The sequence below is a fragment of the Streptomyces vilmorinianum genome, from assembly GCF_005517195.1.
GTDB classification, from domain to species: domain Bacteria; phylum Actinomycetota; class Actinomycetes; order Streptomycetales; family Streptomycetaceae; genus Streptomyces; species Streptomyces vilmorinianum.
Genome location: NZ_CP040244.1, coordinates 75,290 through 91,777, shown reverse-complemented (window position 1 = coordinate 91,777; position 16,488 = coordinate 75,290). Strand labels below are relative to the sequence as shown.

General features: G+C 72.1%; 17 protein-coding genes. 8 read left to right on the top strand and 9 right to left on the bottom strand.

What is annotated here, in order from left to right; translation table 11 throughout:
- Positions 1-3: 3 nt before the first annotated feature.
- Positions 4-1,164, bottom strand: a complete 1,161-nt coding sequence (gene pdhA / locus FDM97_RS00450) for a pyruvate dehydrogenase (acetyl-transferring) E1 component subunit alpha (RefSeq protein WP_137988291.1) — start codon at positions 1,162-1,164, stop codon at positions 4-6.
- 177 nt (positions 1,165-1,341) lie between these two features.
- Between pdhA and FDM97_RS00445 the strand changes: the two genes are divergently transcribed.
- Positions 1,342-1,872: an Lrp/AsnC family transcriptional regulator gene (locus FDM97_RS00445; protein WP_137988290.1), complete on the top strand. Its 531-nt coding sequence runs from the start codon at positions 1,342-1,344 to the stop codon at positions 1,870-1,872.
- Between the two features lie 6 nt (positions 1,873-1,878).
- Here FDM97_RS00445 and FDM97_RS00440 read toward each other — a convergent pair whose 3' ends face one another.
- Positions 1,879-2,472 carry a TetR/AcrR family transcriptional regulator gene (locus tag FDM97_RS00440; protein ID WP_137988289.1) on the bottom strand — a complete coding sequence of 198 codons (594 nt, stop codon included), beginning with the start codon at positions 2,470-2,472 and terminating at the stop codon, positions 1,879-1,881.
- On the bottom strand, positions 2,469-4,055 hold the full coding sequence (locus FDM97_RS00435) for a 3-hydroxyacyl-CoA dehydrogenase (RefSeq protein ID WP_137988288.1): 1,587 nt from the start codon (positions 4,053-4,055) through the stop codon (positions 2,469-2,471). Before FDM97_RS00435 ends, FDM97_RS00440 begins: the two co-directional genes overlap by 4 nt.
- Positions 4,056-4,179: 124 nt before the next feature.
- Between FDM97_RS00435 and paaN the strand changes: the two genes are divergently transcribed.
- Complete coding sequence (paaN, locus tag FDM97_RS00430; protein ID WP_137988287.1) at positions 4,180-5,889, top strand: phenylacetic acid degradation protein PaaN; 1,710 nt, start codon at positions 4,180-4,182, stop codon at positions 5,887-5,889.
- A gap of 47 nt (positions 5,890-5,936) precedes the next feature.
- Here paaN and FDM97_RS00425 read toward each other — a convergent pair whose 3' ends face one another.
- From FDM97_RS00425 to FDM97_RS00415, 3 genes are read right to left on the bottom strand one after another with little or no spacing between them, the layout of a single operon-like run.
- Positions 5,937-6,620, bottom strand: coding sequence for a TrmH family RNA methyltransferase (locus FDM97_RS00425; RefSeq protein WP_137988286.1), 684 nt, complete (start codon positions 6,618-6,620; stop codon positions 5,937-5,939).
- On the bottom strand, positions 6,617-7,960 hold the full coding sequence (locus FDM97_RS00420; protein WP_254705440.1) for an HTTM domain-containing protein: 1,344 nt from the start codon (positions 7,958-7,960) through the stop codon (positions 6,617-6,619). The genes FDM97_RS00425 and FDM97_RS00420 overlap by 4 nt, the downstream gene beginning before the upstream one ends.
- Positions 7,957-8,685 (bottom strand): DUF5819 family protein, encoded by a 729-nt coding sequence (locus FDM97_RS00415; RefSeq protein ID WP_137988284.1) that lies wholly within the window; start codon positions 8,683-8,685, stop codon positions 7,957-7,959. The genes FDM97_RS00420 and FDM97_RS00415 overlap by 4 nt, the downstream gene beginning before the upstream one ends.
- A gap of 150 nt (positions 8,686-8,835) precedes the next feature.
- Between FDM97_RS00415 and paaA the strand changes: the two genes are divergently transcribed.
- From paaA to FDM97_RS00385, 6 genes are all read left to right on the top strand, one after another.
- Positions 8,836-9,828, top strand: a complete 993-nt coding sequence (gene paaA / locus FDM97_RS00410) for a 1,2-phenylacetyl-CoA epoxidase subunit PaaA (RefSeq protein WP_137994576.1) — start codon at positions 8,836-8,838, stop codon at positions 9,826-9,828.
- On the top strand, positions 9,825-10,112 hold the full coding sequence (gene paaB, locus FDM97_RS00405) for a 1,2-phenylacetyl-CoA epoxidase subunit PaaB (protein ID WP_019887914.1): 288 nt from the start codon (positions 9,825-9,827) through the stop codon (positions 10,110-10,112). The genes paaA and paaB overlap by 4 nt, the downstream gene beginning before the upstream one ends.
- The gene (gene paaC, locus FDM97_RS00400) at positions 10,109-10,864 is read left to right on the top strand and encodes a 1,2-phenylacetyl-CoA epoxidase subunit PaaC (RefSeq protein WP_137988283.1); all 756 of its coding nucleotides are present in this window, start codon (positions 10,109-10,111) and stop codon (positions 10,862-10,864) included. The genes paaB and paaC overlap by 4 nt, the downstream gene beginning before the upstream one ends.
- A complete protein-coding gene (gene paaD / locus FDM97_RS00395; RefSeq protein WP_137988282.1) occupies positions 10,858-11,355 on the top strand; it encodes a 1,2-phenylacetyl-CoA epoxidase subunit PaaD in 498 nt (165 codons plus the stop codon). Before paaC ends, paaD begins: the two co-directional genes overlap by 7 nt.
- On the top strand, positions 11,356-12,444 hold the full coding sequence (locus FDM97_RS00390; protein WP_137988281.1) for a 2Fe-2S iron-sulfur cluster-binding protein: 1,089 nt from the start codon (positions 11,356-11,358) through the stop codon (positions 12,442-12,444). It begins immediately after the preceding gene.
- 80 nt (positions 12,445-12,524) lie between these two features.
- Entirely contained in the window at positions 12,525-13,658 is a 1,134-nt protein-coding gene (locus FDM97_RS00385) for an acyl-CoA dehydrogenase family protein (RefSeq protein ID WP_137994575.1), read from the top strand.
- 6 nt (positions 13,659-13,664) lie between these two features.
- Here FDM97_RS00385 and FDM97_RS00380 read toward each other — a convergent pair whose 3' ends face one another.
- The 3 genes from FDM97_RS00380 to FDM97_RS00370 all read right to left on the bottom strand — a co-directional run bounded on the left by FDM97_RS00380 (position 13,665) and on the right by FDM97_RS00370 (position 16,445).
- A complete protein-coding gene (locus tag FDM97_RS00380) occupies positions 13,665-14,009 on the bottom strand; it encodes a rhodanese-like domain-containing protein (RefSeq protein WP_137988280.1) in 345 nt (114 codons plus the stop codon).
- A 44-nt stretch (positions 14,010-14,053) separates the two neighbouring features.
- Positions 14,054-14,887: a hypothetical protein gene (locus tag FDM97_RS00375; RefSeq protein ID WP_254705439.1), complete on the bottom strand. Its 834-nt coding sequence runs from the start codon at positions 14,885-14,887 to the stop codon at positions 14,054-14,056.
- A 109-nt stretch (positions 14,888-14,996) separates the two neighbouring features.
- Entirely contained in the window at positions 14,997-16,445 is a 1,449-nt protein-coding gene (locus tag FDM97_RS00370) for a DUF2252 domain-containing protein (protein WP_137988279.1), read from the bottom strand.
- Positions 16,446-16,488: the final 43 nt, after the last annotated feature.

The following is a 16,488-nucleotide window of genomic DNA, read 5'->3' as shown; positions in this document are numbered from 1 at the left end:
TCATCACGCCTCGCTCTCGGCGTCGAGCTCGGCCCGCAGCTGCGCCGCCTGCTCACGCAGTTGCGTGGTCTGCTCGGCGTAGACGTGCGCGAACAGGTCCATGGGGTCGAGCGCCGGGTCGGCGTTCATCCGCTCCCGCAGCGCCGCCGCCATCGTCTCGGCGGCCTCGGCCGCCTCCCGCTTGGTGTCCTCGTCGAGCATCCCGCGCTCCGTCAGCTCCCGCTCCAGGATCAGGATCGGGTCGTGCGCCCGCCACGTCTCGACCTCGCTGTCGCCGCGGTAGCGGGTGGCGTCGTCGGCGTTGGTGTGGGCGTCGATGCGGTACGTGACGGCCTCGACCAGCGTCGGTCCGCCGCCCCGCCGCGCGCGTGCCACGGCCTCGGTCAGCACCTGGTGGACGGCGACGGCGTCGTTTCCGTCCACGAGCCGGCCGGGCATGCCGTAGCCGACGGCCTTGTGGGCCAGGGACGGGGCCGCGGTCTGCTTGGCGAGCGGTACGGAGATCGCGAAGCCGTTGTTCTGCACGAGGAAGACCACGGGGGCCTGCCAGACGGCCGCGAAGTTCAGCGCCTCGTGGAAGTCGCCCTCGCTCGTGCCGCCGTCGCCGACCATGGCGAGCGCGACCACGTCGTCGCCCTTGAGCCGGGCAGCGTGGGCCAGGCCCACCGCGTGCGGCAGCTGGGTGGCGAGCGGGGTGCACAGCGGCGCGATGCGGTGCTCACGCGGGTCGTACCCGGTGTGCCAGTCCCCGCGCAGCAGCGTCAGCGCCTGGACCGGGTCCAGGCCGCGGGCGACGGCCGCGAGGGTGTCCCGGTACGAGGGGAACAGCCAGTCCCGGTCCTCCAGAGCGAGCGCGGCCGCGACCTCGCAGGCCTCCTGCCCGGTGGTCGACGGGTAGACGGCGAGACGGCCCTGCTTGGTGAGGGCGGTGGCCTGCGCGTTGTACCGCCGGCCGCGCACCAGCTCCGCGTAGAGCCGCCGCAGCAGCCCGGGGTCGGCGGCGGCCACCGCGTCCGTGCCGAGGACACGGAACGGCTCGGCGTCGGGCAGCAGCGGGGCGGGGTCCGTACGCGGCTTCCACGCCGGGGGCGGGGTGGGCCGGTAGGCGGTAGCGGCACCGGGGGGCTCTTGGACTGTCGAACTGCGCTGTTGCAACGAGTCCACCTCCTCGTGGGAGCGGGCATAAGACCCGAAGGCGGGTGGCGCGGATGTGGCGCGCCTCACCTACCGATTGTTCGGTCGTGGAGGCATTTTGGCTACAGGCACCCTCAGCCTGTGGACAATCGGTTCTCCACAGCCTGGGATAGGAGCATGTCGTCCATGGGAGAGAGGCGGGGGGACATGACGGATGAACAAATGGCCGACGACTGGGAGCGGGCCCTTGCCCCGGGTGCGCCCCCCGGCGGGGCTCCCCAGGGGCCCGCGGCCCGCCCACTGGACGCCATCGACCGCGACATCCTGCGCATTCTGCAGACGGACGGACGCGCCTCGATACGCTCCGTGGCCGAGCGGGTGCATGTCTCGCGGGCCAATGCCTACGCGCGGATCAACCGGCTCATCGACGACGGGGTGATCCGCGGCTTCAGCGCCCGGGTCAACCACGAGCGCGCGGGCCAGGGCGCCTCCGCCTACATCACGCTCAAGATCGTCCAGAACTCCTGGCGTACCGTGCGCAAGCAGCTCCAGGCCCTGCCCGGAGCCGCCCACATCGCACTGGTCAGCGGAGACTTCGACGTCCTGCTCCTGGTCCACACCCCCGACAACCGGACGCTGCGCGAGCTGGTGCTCACCAAGCTCCAGGCGATCCCCGAGGTGCTCTCCACCCGCACGCTTCTGGTCTTCGAGGAGACGGACCTCGATCCGGACCACTGAGGCCCGTCAGCGGGCGGTGCGCAGCCCGTCGAAGGCGAGGTGGACGACGGTGTCGGCGACCTGCTCACGCTCGGCGTCGGCACCGGGGTGCGGCCGGTACCACTCCACCAACGAGTTGATCATGCCGAAGAGCAGCCGGGTGGCCAGCTTGATGTCCACATCGGCCCGCAGGTCCCCGTCGGCCACGGCCGCCTTCAGCAGCTCGGCCACCTTCTGGTCGAACTCCCGGCGGCGTTCCAGCGCCCATCGCTCGGTGTCCGTGTTCCCCCGGACCCGCAGCAGCAGCGTCACGTACGGCAGCTCCGCCGTCAGCACCTCGACGGTGCGCCGGGTCACGTACTCGACCCGCTCGATGGCCCGGCCGCGCCCCGCGCCCGGCTCGTCGAGGATCGCGAAGAGCTTGTCGAGGGCCCGGCTGACGGCCCGCCGCAGCAGCTCCTCCTTGCCCGCGACATGGTGGTAGATCGAGGACTTGGAGATCCCGGCCGCCTTGGAGAGGTGCTCCATGGACGTGCCGTCGTAGCCGCGCTCGTTGAAGACCCGGACGGCCACGGAGAGCAGCGTCTCGGGGGTGTACGTGTCGCGTTTCGCGGTGGTCATGCAGAGGCCTCCTCACCGGCGGCGGCCTGCTCGGCGGCGACGCGGCGACGCAGCGCCTGTGAGGGGGCGTAGCGGCCCGTCGGGTACTCCTCGTGGAGGTTGGAGAGCGTCTCCAGCACCCAGCCGGCGCCCAGCTCCTCGCCCCAGGCCAGCGGCCCGCGCGGGTAGTTCACGCCGAGCCGCATCGCGGTGTCGATGTCATCGGCGTCCGCCACCGCGCGCGAGGCGGCGTCGAACGCGAAGTCGGCGAGCATCGCGACCGTACGGGCGACGATCATGCCGGGGATGTCGCGGATGACGCTGACCTTCTTGCCGGCCGCCTGGAAGAGCCCGATCGCCTCCCGCAGGGAGCGCTCGTCCACTGTCGCGGCCGGGGCCAGCACGATCCGCTCGCAGGTGGCGAAGTCCAGCGCGAGATCGAAGTGGATCACGGGCATCTCGGCGTCGTCCGCGGCCGTCCCGTCCGCGAGGAAGAGCCGGGTCCCGCTCGGCAGCTCGATCCAGCCCGGGTAGCCGGGGACCGCGTCCTCCTCGTACGTGACCGGGACGCCGGACTCCTCGAAGAGCCGGGCCAGGGGCGCGGCCTGGTACAGCTCGCCCTGCACCACCACCGACGCCGGCGGCGCGGTGTGCGGCGCGGTGTGCGGCGCGGTGTGCGGCGCGGGGGCCGCCGCGCCCTCCCCGTACGGGAACCAGCCGTGTCCCGACTTGCGGCCCAGGCGCGCCGACTCCACCAGGCGCCGCTGGGCGAGGGACGGGGTGAACTTGGGGTCCTGGTGGAAGGAGTCCCAGACGGACCGGGTGACGGCCTCGTTCACGTCCTGGCCGATGAGGTCGGTCAGCTCGAAGGGGCCCATGCGGAAGCCGCCGCACTCGCGCAGGGCGGCGTCGATGGTGGCGGGGTCGGCCGCGCCCTCCTCGTACACCCGCAGCGCCTCCGCGTAGAAGGGCCGCGCGATGCGGTTGACGATGAAGCCGGGGGTGTCGGCGCAGCGCACCGGCGTCTTGCCCCAGCGCTTCGCGGTCTCGTACGCGCGCGTGGCGGCCGGGGCGTCGGTGGCGAAGCCGCTGACGACCTCGACGAGCGGCAGCAGCGGGGCCGGGTTGAAGAAGTGCAGGCCGACGAAGCGGCCGGGCAGCCGCAGACCGCCGGCTATCGCGGTGACGGAGAGGGAGGAGGTGTTGGTGGCGAGGAGGGTGTCGTCGCTGACGATCTTCTCCAGCTCGGCGAACAGCTGCTGCTTGACCGGGAGATGTTCGACGATCGCCTCGACGACGAGGGCCGCGTCGGCGAGCTCGGTCAGATCGGCCGCGGCGTGCAGCCGGGCCGCTGCCGCGTCGCGTTCCGTCCGGTCCATCCGCCCCTTCTCCACCAGGCGGTCCAGGCGGGCGGCGAGGGCGGCCACGGCCTCCTCGGCCCGGCCGGGGGCGCTGTCGTAGAGCCGTACGGGATGGCCCGCGACCAGGGCCACCTGCGCGATTCCCTGGCCCATGGTCCCCGTGCCGACGACGGCGACGGTGCGGCTCGGATCGATGGCGTGCACGTCGTCCACGATGTCGTCCGTGGTCACGTTGGCGGTCATACGACTGATCCTCCCCGATGGGTTGTCCACAGCTTCGACAGACCCCCTTGTCCCGACCGATCGTTCGGTTACTCTAACTCTGTCCGCCTGTCCCTGCCCAGCTCGACGAGGAGTTGGTCCTGCAATGGCCGCCGCTCAGCTGACCACCGACGCCCTGGCCGAGAAGCACCGGTCCACACTCGACCAGGCTCTCGACACCATCCGCACCCGTGCCTACTGGTCGCCCCACCCGGAGCACCCCAAGGCCTACGGCGAGAACGGCTCGCTGGACGCCGCCGCCGGCCTCGACGCGTACAAGGCACTGCTCGACACACGCTTCGAACTGGACCAGCCCGGCACGGACGGCTGGACCGGCGGCGAGGTCTCGCCGTACGGCCCCGCGCTGGGCATCGAGTACCCGCACGCCGACATCGACGTCCTGCTGCCCGCGATGCGCGCCGGCATGGGCGCCTGGCGCGACGCCGGCGCCGAGGTCCGCGCCCTGGTCTGTCTGGAGATCCTCGCCCGGATCTCCGCCCGCACCCACGAGTTCGCGCACGCGGTGATGCACACCAGCGGCCAGGCCTTCATGATGGCGTTCCAGGCCGGCGGCCCGCACGCCCAGGACCGCGGCATGGAAGCGGTGGCGTACGCGTACGCGGAGCAGACCCGCACCCCCGCGGCCGCCGACTGGTCCAAGCCGCAGGGCAAGCGGGACCCGCTGGAGCTGACCAAGGAGTTCACCCCGGTCGGCCGCGGCATCGCGCTCGTCATCGGCTGCAACACCTTCCCCACCTGGAACGGCTACTCCGGCCTGTTCGCCTCCCTCGCCACCGGCAACCCGGTCCTGGTCAAGCCGCACCCCCGGGCCGTCCTGCCGCTGGCGCTCACGGTCCGCGTCGCCCGCGAGGTCCTCGCCGAGGCCGGCTTCGACCCGAACCTGGTCGCGCTGGCCGCCGAGCGTCCCGGCGAGGGCATCGCCAAGACCCTGGCGGTCCGCCCCGAGATCCGCGTCATCGACTACACCGGCTCCACCGCCTTCGGCGACTGGCTGGAGACGCACGCCCGCCAGGCGCAGGTCTACACGGAGAAGGCGGGCGTCAACACCGTCGTCGTCGACTCCACCGACGACTACAAGGGCATGCTCTCCAACCTGGCGTTCTCGCTCTCGCTGTACAGCGGCCAGATGTGCACGACCCCGCAGAACCTGCTGATCCCCCGCGACGGCATCACCACCGACGCAGGACCCAAGTCGTACGACGAGGTGGTCGCCGATCTCGCCGCGTCGGTCGGCGGCCTGCTCGGCGACGACGCCCGGGCGAACGCGCTGCTCGGCGCCCTGGTCAACCCGGACGTGAAGGCACGCCTGGAGGCCGCGGCGGACCTGGGCGAGGTGGCACTGCCCTCCCGCGAGGTGGCGAACCCGGACTTCCCGGACGCCGTCGTCCGTACGCCGGTGATCGTCAAGCTGGACGGCTCACGCAAGCACTGGGAAGGGGCCGACACGGAGGCCGCGTACTTCTCCGAGTGCTTCGGCCCGGTCTCCTTCGCCGTCTCGGTCGACTCGACCGCCGACGCCCTGGAGCTGCTGCGGCGCACGGTCCGCGAGAAGGGCGCGATGACGGTCGGCGCGTACACCACCTCGGCGGAGACCGAGCGCGCCGTCGAGGAGGTCTGCCTGGAGGAGTCCGCCCAGCTCTCGCTGAACCTGACGGGCGGCGTGTACGTCAACCAGACGGCGGCGTTCTCCGACTTCCACGGCTCCGGCGGCAACCCGGCCGCGAACGCGGCGCTGTGCGACGGAGCGTTCGTCTCCAACCGCTTCCGGGTGGTGGAGGTCCGCCGCCAGGCGTGATCCCACGGGCGCGCGGGGGCCCTGCGGGGCCTTCGCGCGCCGGCCGGTCAGCCGCCCGGGGTGATCTCGGCGTACCGCTGCACCCACGCGTGCATCGCGATCGCCGCCGCCGCGCCCGCGTTGATCGACCGGGTCGAACCGAACTGGGCGATCGAGCAGACCATCTCCGCGTGCGTGCGGGCCTCCTCGGTCAGGCCCGGCCCCTCCTGGCCGAAGAGCAGCACACAGCGCCGCGGCAGCACGGTCCGCTCCAGCGGCACCGCGCCCGGCAGATTGTCGATCCCGATGATCGGCAGACCCTCGGCCGCCGCCCACGCGGTCAGCGACTCGGTGTCCGGGTGGTGGCGCACATGCTGGTAGCGGTCGGTGACCATCGCCCCGCGCCGGTTCCAGCGCCGCCGCCCCACGATGTGGATCTCCTTCGCCAGGAAGGCGTTGGCGGTCCGTACCACCGACCCGATGTTGAAGTCGTGGCCCCAGTTCTCCACCGCGACATGGAAGTCGTGGCGCCGGGTGTCCAGGTCGGCGACGATCGCCTCCCGCGTCCAGTACCGGTACCGGTCGACGACATTGCGCCGGTCCCCGCCGGCCAGCAGCTCGGGGTCGTACCGCTCGCCCTCCGGCCAGGGCAGCGGATGCGGCCCGACACCCACCTCGGGCGCGTACCCCTCGTCGTACTGGATCGGCTCGGACGGTGCCGGCTGGACGTCCGGCTCTTCGGTGGTGCTCACCCGACGAGGGTACGGGGGACGGGTTCCTCACCCGTACGGTCCTGCTCCGGGACCGCGCCGGACCGCCGGCGACGCAGCAGCCGGTCCCGCCCGCGCCCCACGCGCACGCCGAGCCACACCAGGAACGCCGTCGGCAGGAACACCGCGTCCGCGGAGATCATCGCGAGCGAGAACAGGGGGAGGCCGAGGATCACCGCGATCCCGGCGTGCTCCAGCATCATCGCGACCAGCAGGACGTTCTTGACCTTGCGGTTGAACAGGGCGAAGGGGAACGCGACCTGGACCAGCACCGTGCCGTAGGTCAGCAGCATCACCATCACGCCGCTGGAGCCGAGGAGATCGGACAGGGCGGGCCAGGGCGTGAAGTAGTCCAGCTTGAGCGGGTAGTACAGCGCGGTGCCGTCCTGCCAGCGCGAACCCTGGATCTTGTACCAGCCGGCCGTCGCGTAGATCAGACAGACCTCGGCCATGATCACGACGAGCGTCGCGTTGTGGGCGAGGTTGGCGAGAACGTCGAGGAGCGTGCGCGGCTCGCCTGGGGCGTAGCGGCACACCAGCCACCACAGCGCCTGCCCCAGCCACAGCACCCACATCAGCACCAGCAGCCACGCCGAGCCGGTCACGTCGGCGAAGGAGGTGGCGGCGAGCAGGAAACCGCCGAGCACGGTCCACAGCAGCGGTCCGACCACATCGCGGCGGTGCGGCAGCCCGGCACCGGCCTCACCGGCCTCACCGGCCTCACCGGCCTCAGCGGCCTCGCGCTCCTCACGGGCGGCCCGGCGGGCGTCCAGGGACCAGACCTGCGCGCAGCGGGTCAGGACGAGGTAGATCGCGGCGAGGTGGATGACGTTGTCGCCGCCGTCGCCCATGAAGACGGAGCGATTCTGCAGCGACAGCACGCCGACCATGAAGACGACCGACATGGCACGGGTGCGCCAGCCCACCAGCAGCAGGGCGGAGGAGAGCACGGCGAGGCCGTAGACGATCTCGAACCAGAGCCCGCTGTCCGACCACATCAGCGCGGTGAACGCGCTGTTCTCGGAGATCAGCTGCCGGCCCATCTCCCACGACCAGGGCCCGTCGGGGCCGTACAGCTCGTGGCGGTGGGGCAGCTCGCGCAGCAGGAACAGCAGCCAGGTGAGCGAGAAGCCGATCCGGATGATCGCGGTCTGGTACGGGCCGAGAGCCGAGGCCGTGACCCGCTGGACCGCGCGGGCGAGCCGCCGGTCGAACGGCTCTCTGGGGGCCGTCCGCTCGGGAACCGACCGCTCGGCGACGGGCTGCTCGGGGACCTCGGGGATCTCGCCGTCGGGGGCGTGGTTCGCGGTTGATCGGTTCACCGGCCGGCCTCCGTACGGTCGTCCCGCGCCGCGCCGGGCAGATCGGCGGCGGTCACCTTCCACCAGGGGAGCTCCCGGTGGACGGGCTGGGTGTCGGTCTTCTCGGTGCTCCACGGCGGGGCCTGGACGGCGCGGACGGCCGAGCGGAGCTGTATCCGCTCCACCGTGCCGCCGAGGCGCTGCTCGTCGAGCCGGAGCATGACGATCCGGCGGACGTAGTTCTCGGAGAGCCGGCCGCGCAGACCGTTGGGCCGGTGGTCGTCGGTGTGGGAGTTCAGATAGAAGTCCCACGCCCGGCGGAGTTCGTTCTGCTGGGCGTGGCTGGGCAGCACGCTGCCGCGGATCGCCCGGATGTCCTGGGCCGTCAGATCGATCCAGTGGGTCGTGCGCCGGGCGCCGTCGGCGCTCGCGACCTCGGCGCGGACCTGGACGGCGATGTTCTGCTGGAGCGGGTTGGGAGCGAAGAGCTTCCAGTTCTGTTCGAACTCGGGATAGACCCAGTCGTCGACGGCCTCGCCGTGCTGCTTGGTCAGCGTGTTCGACGGCGCGACGTGCAGAAACACCATGGCGAGATGGATGCAGGCGAAGACCGCGACGATCGCGAGCCCGACGGCCGCGACGACCTGGTACGGGAACGAGAGCGCGGCGATCCCGGCGCCGGAGTGGGCCCCCGATCCGGGGTCAGGGCGCCCCTCACGAGCGCCCACGTCGTCATACGCGTCCATCCCGCCCCGATCCCGATCGTCCACCTCGGTTATCCACAGGGTTGACACCATACGGGCCGTCGACCGACCATTGAAGTCATTCAACCGAACGATCGGTCGGTAGGGGGTCTGATGACCGCAGGGACGGCAGCGACAGCAGTGACCGCGAACATGCAGGACACGCAGGCCGCGCAGGACACGGCCACAGCGGCGGCCCAGGCTGCCTACGAGACGGTGTTCGACGCCGCCGTCGCCGCCGACGAGCGCATCGAACCGCGCGACTGGATGCCCGACGCGTACCGGGCCTCCCTCGTCCGCCAGATAGCGCAACACGCCCACTCCGAGATCATCGGCATGCAGCCCGAGGCCAACTGGATCACCCGCGCGCCCTCACTGCGCCGCAAGGCGATCCTCATGGCCAAGGTCCAGGACGAAGCCGGCCACGGGCTGTACCTCTACAGCGCGGCGGAGACCCTCGGCACCAGCCGCGACGAGCTCCTCGACAAGCTCCACGCCGGCCGCCAGAAGTACTCCTCGATCTTCAACTACCCCACCCTGACCTGGGCCGACGTCGGCGCCATCGGCTGGCTCGTCGACGGCGCCGCCATCACCAACCAGGTCCCCCTCTGCCGCTGCTCCTACGGCCCGTACGCCCGCGCGATGGTCCGCATCTGCAAGGAGGAGTCCTTCCACCAGCGACAGGGATACGAGGCCCTGCTCGCCCTCTCCCGCGGCACCGAGGCCCAGCACGCCATGGCCCAGGACGCCGTGAACCGCTGGTGGTGGCCCTCGCTGATGATGTTCGGCCCGCCGGACGACGAGTCGGCACACTCCGCCCAGTCCATGGCCTGGAAGATCAAGCGCCACTCCAACGACGAGCTGCGCCAGCGCTTCGTCGACATCGCCGTCCCCCAGGCCGAAGCCCTCGGACTCACCCTCCCGGACCCGGACCTGCGGTGGAACGAGGAGCGCGGACACTACGACTTCGGCCCCATCGACTGGGCCGAGTTCTGGGACGTCCTCAAGGGCAACGGCCCCTGCAACGAACAACGGCTCGACCGCCGGCGCCAGGCCCACGAGGACGGCGCCTGGGTCAGGGAAGCAGCCGCGGCATACGCCGACAAGCACACACAGCAGCACAAGCACGGGGAGGCACGGGCATGACCACCGACGGATGGCCCCTGTGGGAGGTGTTCGTGCGCTCGCGCCGCGGACTGTCCCACACCCACGCCGGCAGCCTGCACGCGCCGGACGCCGAAATGGCCCTGCGCAACGCCCGCGACCTGTACACCCGCCGCAACGAAGGCGTCTCGATCTGGGTGGTCCCCTCCACCGCGATCACCGCCTCCTCGCCCGACGAGAAGGACCCGTTCTTCGAACCGTCGGCGGACAAGCCCTACCGCCACCCGACCTTCTACGAGATCCCCGAGGGGGTGAAGCACCTGTGAGCGAGACCACCGACACCACGGCCACCACGGCCACCACCGGCACGGCGATCGCCCAGGCCGCCCTCGCCCTCGGAGACGACGCCCTCGTGCTCTCCCACCGGCTGGGGGAGTGGGCGGGCAACGCCCCCGTCCTGGAGGAGGAGGTCGCCCTCGCCAACATCGCGCTCGACCTGCTCGGCCAGGCACGCGTGCTGCTCTCCCTCGTCGGCGACGAGGACGAACTGGCCTACCTCCGCGAGGAGCGGGACTTCCGCAACATCCAGCTCGTCGAGCAGCCGAACGGCGACTTCGCCCACACCATCGCCCGCCAGCTCTACTTCTCCACCTACCAGCGACTCCTCTACGGCCAGCTGGCCACGGGCGACGGACCGCTGAGCGGGCTCGCCGCCAAGGCCGTCAAGGAAGTCGCCTACCACCAGGACCACGCCGAGCACTGGACCCTGCGCCTCGGCGACGGCACCACCGAGAGCCACACCCGCATGCAGCGGGCCTGCGACGCCCTCTGGCGCTACACCGGCGAGCTGTTCCAGCCCGTCGAAGGCCTCGACGTCGACCACGACGCCCTGCAGACCGCCTGGCTGGACTCGATCACCTCCGTCCTCGAACAGGCCACGCTCACCGTCCCCAGCGGCCCCCGCACCGGCGCCTGGCGCGCGGGAGCCGGCCGCCAGGGCCTGCACACCGAGCCCTTCGGACGGATGCTCGCCGAGATGCAGCACCTGCACCGCAGCCACCCGGGGGCGACATGGTGACCATGACGGCCCTCGAAGAGGAACTGAGCCGGATCGCCGGCGCCGTTCCCGACCCCGAGCTGCCCGTCCTCACCCTCGAAGAGCTCGGCGTCCTGCGCGGCGTCCAGGTCCTCGGCCCCGGCCGCGTCGAGGTCGAGCTGACCCCGACGTACACCGGCTGCCCCGCCATCGAGGCGATGTCCTCGGACATCGAGCACGCCCTGCACGAGCACGGCGTCCCCGAGGTCTCCGTCGTCACCGTCCTCGCCCCGGCCTGGTCGACCGACGACATCACCGACGAAGGACGCCGCAAGCTCGCCGAGTTCGGCATCGCCCCGCCCCGCCCGCAGGGCCCGGCCGGCGGCCCCGTCCCCCTCACCCTGGCGATCCGCTGCCCGCACTGCGGCTCCACCGAGACCGAGCTGCTCAGCCGGTTCTCCTCCACGGCCTGCAAGGCGCTGCGCCGCTGCACGGCCTGCCGCGAACCGTTCGACCACTTCAAGGAGTTGTAGATGCAGTCCTCACGCTCCGGACGGGCTGAGTTCCATCCGCTCCGGGTGAGCGAGGTCGAGCAGCTCACGGACGACTCGGTGGCCGTCACCTTCGCGGTCCCGCCCGAGCTGCGCGACGCCTACCGCCACACCCCGGGCCAGCACCTCGCCCTGCGCCGCACCGCGCGGGACGGCGAGGAGATCCGCCGTACGTACTCGATCTGCACCCCGGCGGCGCCGGCCGGCCAGGAGCCCGTCCTGCGCGTCGGCATCCGGCTGGTCGACGGCGGCGAGTTCTCCACGTACGCCCTCAAGGAACTGACCGTCGGCGACACCGTCGAGGTCATGGAGCCGATGGGCCGCTTCACCCTCACCCCCCGCCCCGGGCACTTCGCCGCCGTGGTCGGTGGCAGCGGCATCACCCCGGTCCTGTCGATGGCGGCCACGCTCCTCGCCCAGGAACCGGACGCCAAGTTCTGCCTCATACGCAGCGACCGCACCGCCTCCTCCACGATGTTCCTGGACGACGTCGCCGACCTCAAGGACCGCTTCCCCGACCGCTTCCAGCTCGTCACCGTGCTCTCCCGCGAGGAGCAGCAGGCGGGCCTCCCCTCCGGGCGGCTCGACCAGGAGCGGCTGACCGGCCTGCTCCCCTCCCTGCTGCCCGTCGGCGACATCGACGGCTGGTTCCTGTGCGGCCCGTTCGGCCTCGTACAGAGCGCCGAACGCGCCCTGCGCGGACTCGGCGTCGACCGCGGCCGGATCCACCAGGAGATCTTCCACGTCGACGACGGCTCCGCACCTGCCCCGGCCCCCACGGCCGGCGCACCCGTCCACGCCACGCTGACGGCGACCCTGCACGGCCGGTCCGGCAACTGGCCCGTCCAGGAGGGCGAGACCCTGCTCGAAACCGTGCTCCGCGCCCGCGCCGACGCCCCGTACGCCTGCAAGGGCGGCGTGTGCGGCACCTGCCGCGCCTTCCTCGTCGACGGCGAGGTACGGATGGACCGCAACTTCGCGCTGGAACCGGAGGAGACCGAGGCCGGATACGTCCTGGCCTGCCAGTCCCACCCGGCCACCGCGGAAGTGGAGCTCGACTTCGACCGCTGACCGCCCCCGCGGCCATTCCCTTCACCTAGAACCTGTTCTATCTTGACGATCCGTCAGATCGGCAACGGGAGGGCATGGCCGTGGACTTCACCTTCACCGAGGAACAGCAGGCGGCCGTCGAGGCGGCCAAGGCGGTCTTCTCCGGCGTCACACCCGACGGCGTACCGAGCCCCGCGCTCACCCCACGCGCCGTCGCCGACGACTTCGACCGCCCGCTCTGGTCCCGCCTCGCCGCCGCCGACCTCCTCGGCCTCGTCCTCGCCCCCGAACACGGCGGCGCCGGCCTCGACACCATCGCCCTCTGCCTCGTCCTGCGCGAATCCGCCCGCGTCCTCGCCCGCGTCCCCCTCCTGGAGACCAGCGCGGTCGCCATGACCATCCAGCGCTACGCCGACGCACGCACAGCCGCCGACCTCCTCCCCCGCGTCAGCCGCGGCGAACTCACCCTCACCGCCGCCTCCAACGGCCGCACCGGCCACGACCCCGCCGAACTCGCCGTCACCGCCCACCGCGACGGCACCGACTGGATCCTCGACGGCCTCCAGAGCGCCGTCCCCTGGGCCCACGGCGCCGACCGCATCGCCGTCCCCGCCCACACCGCCGAAGGACACACCGTCCTCGCCCTGATCCCCCGCGCCCACCACGGCCTCACCCTGGCCGAGCAGTTCTCCACCAGCGGCGAACTCCTCGCCGAACTCCGCCTCGACTCCGTACGCCTCGACAGCGCCCACGTCATCGACACCCACGGCGCCTGGGAATGGCTACGCGGCGTCCTCGCCACCGGAACCTGCGCCCTCGCCCTCGGCCTCGGTGAGCAGGTGCTCACCATGACGAGCCACTACACCGGCAAACGCGAACAGTTCGGCCACCCCGTGGCCACGTTCCAGGCCGTCGCCGTCCAGGCCGCCGACCGCTACATCGACCTGCGCGCCATGGAAGTCACCCTCTGGCAGGCAGCCTGGCGCATCAGCACCGAAGTCGGCGGCCCCCTGCCCGCCGCCGCGGACATCGCCGTCGCCAAGATCTGGGCCTCGGAAGGCGTACGCCGCGTGGTGCAGACCGCCCAGCATCTCCACGGCGGCTTCGGCGCCGACACCGACTACCCGCTGCACCGCTACCATGCCTGGGCCAAACAGCTCGAACTCGCCCTCGGCCCCGCCGCGGCCCACGAAGAGGCCCTGGGCGACCTGCTGGCCGCCCACCCGCTGGGCTGAGACCGACTACAGGACGAAGCCAGGGGTGCCGTCGTCCGTCACGACCGGCCGCCCGGCACCGTCCCAGGCGAGCATGCCGCCGTCGACGTTCACCGCGTCGATCCCCTGCTGCACCAGATACTGCGTGACCTGCGCCGAACGGCCACCGACCCGGCACATCACATACGCGCGGCCACCCTCGGCGACAGCCTCGGTCACCTCACCGAAACGCGCCACGAAGTCGCTCATCGGAACGTGCACCGCGTCCTTGACGTGACCGGCCGCCCACTCGTTGTCCTCCCGGACATCCAGCACCAGGGCATCGGCCGGCACGGAGGCCGCTTCCACCGAGGGCAGCGGGGCGAAGTTCATGGGACAGGCCTTCTCTCGTCGGACTCGAAGCTCTTCCAAAAAACCTACTGCACCAGCGTGGCCAGCTCCGCCTCACGCTCGGAGACCTGCGCGAGCAGCTGCTCGGCGATCTCCTCGAGCAGCTGGTCGGGGTCGTCGGGCGCCATCCGCAGCATCGCGCCGATCGCGCTCTCCTCCAGCTCCCGCGCCACCAGGGTCAGCAGCTCCTTGCGCTGCGACAGCCACTCGAGGCGCGCGTACAGCTCCTCGCTCTCGCTGAGCCGCTCCTGCTCCGGCACGGGGCCGGCCGCCCACTCCGCGGACAGCTCGCGCAGCTTCGCCGCGTCACCACGGGCGTAGGCCGCGTTCACCCGCGTGATGAACTCCTCGCGCCGCTTGCGCTCGTCCTCCTCACGCGCCAGATCCGGGTGGGCCTGGCGGACCAGCTCGCGGTACAGCTTCCGGGCCTCCTCGCCGGGCCGGACCCGCTTGGGCGGCTGCACCGGCTGCTCGGTGAGCATCGCGGCGGCCTCGGGGGACAGGCCGTCGGAGTCGATCCAGTCGTGGAAGAGCTCTTCGACGCCGGGCATCGGCATCACGATCGCCCGCGCCTCCTGCGCCCGCCGCAGATCCTCCGGATCCCCGGTCCGGGCCGCCCGGGCCTCGGCGATCAGCGCGTCGAGCTCGTCGAGCCGCGTGTACATCGGGCCGAGCTTCTGGTGGTGCAGCCGGGAGAAGTTGTCGACCTCGACGCGGAAGGTCTCCACGGCGATCTCGAACTCGATCAGCGCCTGCTCGGCGACCCGCACGGCCTTCTCCAGCCGCGCCTCGGGCCGCTCCGCACCCGCGCCCGGGTCCACGTCCTGGTCCACGCCCACGTCCTCGCTCCGGTCCGTCACCCCACCAGCCTACGGTCCCCCGGGCGGGGCCCCCTCCCCCTCCCTCCCCCGCCCCGCCCCCATCCCCCCGTGGCCGTCGGCCGCCCGTGGTTCAGGCAGGCGTCGGCCGTCACACTCCGAGCTCGGCCGCTGTCCGGCCGTTGTTCACCGCCGTCACCAGGTCGGCGTGGTCCGCCGTGGTGCGGTCCGCGTACGCGACGGCGAAGGCCGCGATGGCCTCGTCGAGCTCCTCGTTCTTTCCGCAGTAGCCGGCTATCAGGCGCGGGTCGGCGCTGTGGGCGTGCGCGCGGGCCAGCAGGGCGCCGGTCATGCGGCCGTAGTCGTCGACCTGGTCCGGGACGAGGGCGGCCGGGTCGACGCTGCCCTTGCGGTTGCGGAACTGGCGCACCTGGAACGGGCGCCCCTGCACCGTGGTCCAGCCGAGCAGGATGTCGCTGACGACCTGCATCCGCTTCTGGCCGAGCACCACGCGCCGTCCCTCGTGTCCCGGGTCCTGGACGGTGAAGCCGACGGCCGGGAGGTGGGGGAGCAGGGCCGAGGGCCGTGCCTCCTTGACCTGGAGGACCAGGGCCTCGCCCCGGTGGTCGAGCAGCAGCACGACGTAGGAGCGGGTGCCGACGCTGCCGGTTCCGACGACGCGGAAGGCGACGTCGTGGACGGCGTAGCGGGCGAGCAGCGGCAGCCGGTCCTCCGAGACGGTGGCCAGGTAGGGGCCGAGCGAGGCGGCGACCGCCGCCGCTTCTTCGTCCGGGACCCGGCGCAGCACCGGCGGCGCGTCGACGAACCGCCGTCCTGTGCCGTCGGCGTCGGTCACGGATTCGGTGGATCTGGCGGCGAACCGTGCGCTGGTGTTGTTCCGGGCCTTGGCCGAGACCCGTTCGAGGGTGCCGAGCAGGTCGCGGGAGTCGGTGTGGGAGACGAGTTCCTCGTCGGCGATGGCGTTCCAGGCGTCGAGGGCGGGGAGCCGGGCGAGCAGCCGCATCGTGCGCCGGTAGGCGCCGACGGTGTCGAACGCGGCGGCGCGGCAGGTGTCCTCGTCGGCGCCCGCTTCCCGTCCGGCGAGCACCAGGGAGGTGGCCAGCCGCTTGAGGTCCCATTCCCAGGGGCCGACGACGGTCTCGTCGAAGTCGTTGAGGTCGATGACGAGGCGGCCGCGGGCGTCGCCGTAGAGGCCGAAGTTCGCGGCGTGCGCGTCGCCGCATATCTGGGCGGCGACGCCGGTGACGGGGGAGCCGACGAGGTCGTGGGCCATGAGTCCGGCGGAGCCGCGCAGGAACGCGAAGGGGCTGGCGGCCATTCTCCCGACCCGTATGGGGGCGAGTTCCGGTACGCGGTCGCGGCTGGACTCCTCGACGGCCCGGACCGCGTCGGGCCGGTCCGCGCTGAGGGTCAGGGTGGCGTGGGTGGAGCGCGGGACGCGCTGCCGCAGGGCCTTGCCGTGGTCCTTGGGGGAGTGCGTCGCTCCCGCGGCGGCCCGCGGGGCGAATCCGGGCACGTGCGGAACGCGTCCGCTGTCCGTGCCTCGCTGTCCCGGTACCGCTGCCCGGATCTCGCCCATGGGACGTCCTCCCCCGACTTCGTACGACGTTCGCACGACGTTC